The sequence below is a fragment of the Sphingobium quisquiliarum P25 genome, assembly GCF_000445065.1.
In the GTDB taxonomy this organism is placed as follows: Bacteria; Pseudomonadota; Alphaproteobacteria; order Sphingomonadales; family Sphingomonadaceae; genus Sphingobium; species Sphingobium quisquiliarum.
This window is the reverse complement of sequence record NZ_ATHO01000034.1, coordinates 1-4652: the sequence shown is the minus strand read 5'-3', so window position 1 is coordinate 4652 and position 4652 is coordinate 1. Positions and strand designations below refer to the sequence as shown.

Sequence of the window (4652 nt, the reverse complement as noted above, 5' to 3'; positions counted from 1 at the left end):
GCGCCGCGAAATGCTCGGCCGCCAGCCGCACGATCCCCTGCCTGATCGGATCGGGCAGACCCTCCGGCTCCGCTGCCAGCCCGGCGCGGTAACGCACCGCCAGCACCCGCCGTCCGCCCAGCGGAGCAGCCCGCACCCATCCATCGCCCGCCGCGTCGATGTCCACCGCATAGCGATCCACCGGCAGCGCCTCACCCACGCCATCCGGCCCCACCGCCTCGACCCCCAGCACCGCGACCACCGGCCGCGCCGCCAGCCGCTGCCAGCTTCCGTCCGCCCGCACCGTCTCCCGCGCGCCGCCGATCATCAGCCACTGGCCGGTGAACTGCTCGCACAGCCCTGTCGCGCCCAGCAGCAGCGCGTGCAGCAACCCATCCTCGCGCTCCCCCGTGATCCGCAGATATTCCTTCAATTCGGCGAGGGGCGCGCCCGGCGCCCCCGCCTCTTCCCGCACCAGCACCATCGCCCCTCCAGAGGAAAAAAGGGGGCGTCCGCAAAGACGCCCCCAAAAGCGCCCGGCAACAGCTTCGCCGGGCAAGTCGCACCTGACGGCCTCAGGAAGCGGCGAACTTCATCAGCTTGATCGCCTCGGAATTGGCGACCGCGCCGCCGATGCGCTTCACGGCATAGAAGTGCACGAACGGCTTGTTGCTGAACGGGTCGCGCAGGATGCTGGTCTCGCTCCGCTCCGAGATCACATAGCCCGCCCTGAAGTTGCCGAAGGCGATCGACAGGCTGCCCGCCGCGATATCGGGCATGTCCTCGGCTTCCACCACCGGATAGCCCAGCAGCGTCGCAGGCTGTCCAGCGGCCAGCGACGGCTGCCAGATGAACACGCCATCGCTCGTCTTCATCTTGCGGATGGCGCTCAGCGTCGCGGAGTTCATCACGAAGCACGCCCCCTGACGATAGGGCGCGCGCAGGCTCTGCACCAGGTCGATCAGCTTGTCCTGCGGGCTCACCGCCGCAAAACCCGCCGCCGCGCCCGACGCCACATATTGCAGCGATCCGAACGCGCGCACCCCGTCCGCCTCGTTGGTCGCGGCATAGGTCAGGAAGCCCTTGGGCTTGTTCGTGCCATTGCCGTTGACGAACGCCGCGCCCTCGGCCGCCGCGAACTCGCGGGCGATCTCGCCTGCCAGCCATCCTTCCACATCGAACTGCACATCGTCCAGCATCGCCTGACTGGCCGCCGGATTGGCGTACAGCTCGCCCGATGGCGGGACGATCTCGTTGAAGCTGGGCGTCGCCGTCTCCGCCCGCGCACCCGTCTCGCTCGCCCAGCCCGACACGATGCCGCCCGACGTCACCAGCTTGCGGTAACCGGCGGTTCCCGTGCGCACCACATTGGCGATCGAACGGATCGGCGAGATGGCCTTCAACGTGCCGTCGATGATCTGATCGATCTCGCGCGGCACCGCATAGCCGCCCGCCGCATTGCTCGTGCCCGAAAAGCTCTTGAGCTCAACGCCCGCTTCCATGCCCTGGCGCAGATAGCGATCGACGAAGGCCGCCCGATGCGGATCAACGGCGCCACCCTTCACCCCGTCCAGCGCCGGACGCTGCTGCGCCAGCAACGCCCCTTTCAGCGCCGCGATCTCCCCCTCCATCGCCTCGATCCGCTCCCCCTGCGCCACCGCTTCAAAGCTCGCTTCCAACTGATCCGTCATCCGTCACTCCCACAAAAAAGGCGGCCCAGCCGGACCGCCCGAAAAATCAAAAATCGTCGCCATCTTCAAAAGAAGGGCAGATACGGTCTTGATCTAACCCTCAGCCAAAGTTGAGGAACCAAGCCAATCCTAGCTGCGGGGACACCACGACCATCGCTTCTCCATGATTGATGATCTTAACCCAGCTACCAGGCTTGCCGAGCGCATGTTCGTAAGCCTCCACGAGGCGATAACGCCTTGCCTTCGCCGACGCGCAATCCGTCGCGTGAAGCGCGTAAAGCGTGATCTCGCTTCCATCCGGCCCGAGGTCCGCATACTGGCCGTCCCGAATGGTGATGGGGGTCTGCCGCCATTCAGCGGGCAACTTGCCTCCCCACAAAAGCGAGTACCGCGCTTTGTCGGAAATCCGGTAAGCTCCGAACGAACATCCCTCGCGTAAGCCGAAGGTTGAACCGAACGCCAGAACGTCAGACCATTCTATTTCCTTCGGCAATGCCCCACGCGGACCTCGCCAGCTTAGATAGCCACAGAAACCCAGCGGAAGGACAAGCAGCGAAACAAAAAAAGTTAAACAGCCATATTTAAGTACACGCTTGCCGCCACTCATGATCACGCCTCCAATCGCCGGACAGGAGTAAAGCCAGGAAGTTAAGGCATCACTCCACCGCAATCACCCGCGCCAGCGGCTGCATCGGATGCGTCACCACGCTCACCTCCACCACTTCCAGCGCCAGCAATTCGCGCGGGGCCGCCCCGCGCGCCTCCCGCACGCGATAGCCAAAGGACAGCCCGTCCACCGCCCTGTCGCGCAACGCCTGCGCCGCTTCCCGCCCGGCGGCGGTGCGCCCCGACACCCGCCCGATCACCCGCAGCCCGCGCGCATCCTCCTCGATCCGCTCGACCGTGCCGATCGCCTCGCCCGGCCGATGCTGCCACAGCAGCGGCACGCCAGCAGAAACGCCCGCAAAAGCGCCCGCCCGCACCACATCCCCGCCCCGGTCCACCCGGTCGAACACCGCCGCATATCCGGCAAAGCGCAAATCAACATCGGGCGCCCCTCCGCTCATGCCCGGATCATCCCCAGCAGCCCCGCCTTCACCGCCACGCCCAGCAGCACCAGCGCCATCACGATCCGCACCGCCCATCCCACGACAGCGCCCCGCGCCGCCTTCTTCGCGTCGCGCCAGGCGGACAGCAGTTCGCGCAATTCCCGCACATCCCCTTCCGCTCCCCGATCCGCCAGCCCCAGCCGCTCCAGCGCCCGCCCCGCGCCAAGCTCGCTCGCCTCCTCGATCAGGGCGCGGACCATCACCATGTCCATCTGCCCCGGCACGCCTTCGGCCTGCGCCACCAGCCGCGCCAGCATCTCGCCATCATATTTCATCGGCCCCACTCCACTCATTCACGCGGCGCAGAGACAAAAAAGGCCGCCAAAGGCAGCCCCAAAAACCCTCCGCGCCCTCTGCGCCTCTGCGCGAACCTCACATCCCCAACATCGCCTTCTTCTCTTCCGCCGACAGGAAATCCGCCCCGGCCACCCGGTCCCATAAGGCCGTCCGCTCCTCCGACAGCGCGGGCACGGCATCCAGATCGGGCGTCAAACTCAACCCCGGCCACCAGCTACCCAGCCCCTGCGCCAGTCCCCCGCAAATCTTGTTCAGCAGCGGCAGGATCGTCTGCCGCCACAGCGCCTTGTTCGCCTCGCGATAATTGGCATAGCTATTGTCGCCCGGCAGGCCCATCAGCATCGGCGGCACGCCGAACGCCAGCGCGATCTCCCGCGCCGCCGCCGCTTTCAGCCCCACGAAATCCATCTCGGCAGGGGTCAGGCTCATCGCCTTCCAATCCAGCCCGCCTTCCAGCAGCATCGGCCGTCCCGCATTGGCCGCGCCGGAAAAGGCCACCTCCATCTCGCGCTTCACCCGCTCGAACTGCTCCGGGCTCATCACCGACCCGTCGCCCGGATCATAGACCATCGCGCCCGACGGCCGCGCCGCATTGTCCAACAGCGCCTTGTTCCACACCGTCGCCGCATTGTGGATGGCGACCGCCCCGGCCGCCGCGCCCGCGCAGCCCAGCCCATAATGATCGTCCAGCGGATTGAGCGCCTTCAAGTGGATGATGCTCGTCCGCCCCGCCGCGTCTTCCGGCAGCAGGCGCGTCACACTGTCGCCCACGCGATAGAGATAGGCGGCGGGCCATCCGCGCGCGTCCGCCTCCACGCTCACCCGTTCTGGCCGCAGCGCGTAAAGTTCGGCGGGCCTGCCGTCCGCGCCCGCCAATATCTGGACATAGCCATTGCCGTGCAGCAGCAAATGGCTCGCCAGCACCTCCACCAGCGCCTGTCCGCTTGAACAGCGCGTCACCAGCGAAAGCGCCCGCGCGCCCTCCTCCGGCTCGACGCCGCTTGCCGTCAGCGCCGTCGCGCCCGCCCCTTCCGACACCAGCCGCAACGCGCGCTGCGCCACCGGATTGCCGATCACGCCCGACCGTAGCTGCGCCTCATAGGAGGCTGGCCATTCCCCCAGCGCCACCGCACCCGAACCCCAGGCGCGCGCCAGCACCGGCCGCGCGGAAGCCCGCGCCGCCTTCGTCCCGAAAAACTTCATGAAAGCACCCCGCACAAAAAATCCCCTCCCGCTCGGAAGGGGAGAGGATCAAGAACCAGCGGCATTCAACCGCCCGGCTTTAGATAATAAGCCCGACCGGGCTGAACATGGTCTGGGCTGGATCCCCCATGCCCGTCAGGGCTGAACCACCCCACAGCCGTTCCGGCTGAACCACCCCACACCCGTTCGGCCTGAGCCACCCACAGCCGTTCGGGCTGAGCCTGTCGAAGCCCACCCCTGAGCCTGTCGAAGGGCCTTCCCTCTCAAGAGAAGACTGACCCTTCCTCCTTACGGATTACGCGCCAAAATCCGGTCACAGGTCGAATTTGTACCCTCGCTCTTCCCGATCACCCGCCCGGCCACGGCGCCCGCC

The 4652-nt window shown here is 66.9% G+C and carries 6 protein-coding genes; all 6 read right to left on the bottom strand.

Annotation, left to right across the window (positions count from 1 at the left end; genetic code table 11):
• The coding region (locus L288_RS26355) for a head-tail connector protein (protein ID WP_021237141.1) at positions 1–463 on the bottom strand (463 nt) is incomplete at its 3' end.
• 91 nt (positions 464–554) lie between these two features.
• Positions 555–1670, bottom strand: coding sequence for a phage major capsid protein (locus tag L288_RS26350; RefSeq protein WP_031303952.1), 1116 nt, complete (start codon positions 1668–1670; stop codon positions 555–557).
• Positions 1671–1770: 100 nt separating this feature from the next.
• Entirely contained in the window at positions 1771–2277 is a 507-nt protein-coding gene (locus tag L288_RS42975) for a hypothetical protein (protein WP_152522041.1), read from the bottom strand.
• A gap of 49 nt (positions 2278–2326) precedes the next feature.
• Positions 2327–2737 (bottom strand): HK97 family phage prohead protease, encoded by a 411-nt coding sequence (locus L288_RS26340; RefSeq protein ID WP_021237138.1) that lies wholly within the window; start codon positions 2735–2737, stop codon positions 2327–2329.
• Positions 2734–3054 carry a DUF6127 family protein gene (locus L288_RS26335; RefSeq protein WP_021237137.1) on the bottom strand — a complete coding sequence of 107 codons (321 nt, stop codon included), beginning with the start codon at positions 3052–3054 and terminating at the stop codon, positions 2734–2736. Before L288_RS26335 ends, L288_RS26340 begins: the two co-directional genes overlap by 4 nt.
• 97 nt (positions 3055–3151) lie before the next feature.
• On the bottom strand, positions 3152–4279 hold the full coding sequence (locus L288_RS26330) for a phage portal protein (protein ID WP_021237136.1): 1128 nt from the start codon (positions 4277–4279) through the stop codon (positions 3152–3154).
• Positions 4280–4652: the final 373 nt, after the last annotated feature.